The sequence below is a fragment of the Ramlibacter sp. genome, from assembly GCF_041916345.1.
Classification (GTDB): domain Bacteria; phylum Pseudomonadota; class Gammaproteobacteria; order Burkholderiales; family Burkholderiaceae_C; genus Ramlibacter.
The window spans coordinates 22,735-23,541 of sequence record NZ_JAYRZR010000068.1 but is presented as its reverse complement, the minus strand read 5'-3'; the positions used below and the strand labels follow the sequence as shown (position 1 = coordinate 23,541).

The 807-nt window shown below is 69.6% G+C and carries 1 protein-coding gene; it reads right to left on the bottom strand.

Annotated features, from left to right (window positions below; genetic code table 11):
- Positions 1 to 198: 198 nt before the first annotated feature.
- Positions 199 to 624 carry an IclR family transcriptional regulator gene (locus ACE3T5_RS15910; protein ID WP_374669059.1) on the bottom strand — a complete coding sequence of 142 codons (426 nt, stop codon included), beginning with the start codon at positions 622 to 624 and terminating at the stop codon, positions 199 to 201.
- Between the last annotated feature and the right edge of the window lie 183 nt (positions 625 to 807).

Genomic DNA, 807 nt, shown 5'->3' with positions numbered 1-807 from the left:
CCTCGCGGCTGCGCGAGCGCTCAGCCCATAGAACCCCATCCAGTGCCTGGCCCGCGCGTTGACACCAAAGCGGCCCGCATCCCAAGCCGGGGAAGGGGGAACTGCGCCCAAGTGCGAGAGATTGACCCTTGCCAGCGCATCAATCAGCCCGGTCGTCTGCCTGAAAGTCGCCAGAACAGGTCATTCACGGCAAAAAGCTCATACAGTGCGCCGCTCGTGAAATATCCGGGCTAGGTCCATCGTCACGCCAACGGACACGGCGCCTTCCAGGCGGTCGGCCAGGGCCTGCATGGCGGGGCGTATCAGGCCCAGCATCGGCGTGTGGATGACGTAGGGGTAGCCGAGCGTCACCGCCGCGGGGCCGATGAAGTAGCGGTCCAGCCGCTCGTCGTGGTCCAGGAAGCCGAGTGCCTGCAGCGTGCCGCACAGGCGCGACACGGTGGGTCGCGGCAGGCCCAGCCGCTCGGCCAGCTCGCTGTTGGCGTGGGCCCGCGGGTCGGCCACGAAGCAGCGCAGGATCAGCAAGCCCTTGGCCAGCGTGCCAGAGAAGTACGGGTCTTCCTCGCGGACGCGCCGCAGGTCCTGCTGGTCGTTCACCTGCACGAGGGGGCGGGGTTTGCGCATGGGCGGATCTTCCAGGGGGCGGCCGAAGCCAGTGAATCGCAGTTTCAATATTTGAAACCCATTTCGTGGCTTTGGGCAGGGCCTCCCTAGAGTCCGGCCCATGATCCGTGGGGGGGGGGGGGGCGGCCCGCCCCCCCCGCCCCCCCCCCCCGCCCCCCCCGGCCCGCCGGGCGGGGCCGGGGG

Excerpts from the sequence above, each read along its gene's own strand:
- ACE3T5_RS15910 (WP_374669059.1), bottom strand. The coding sequence starts at position 624 with ATGCGCAAACCCCGCCCCCTCGTGCAGGTGAACGACCAGCAGGACCTG.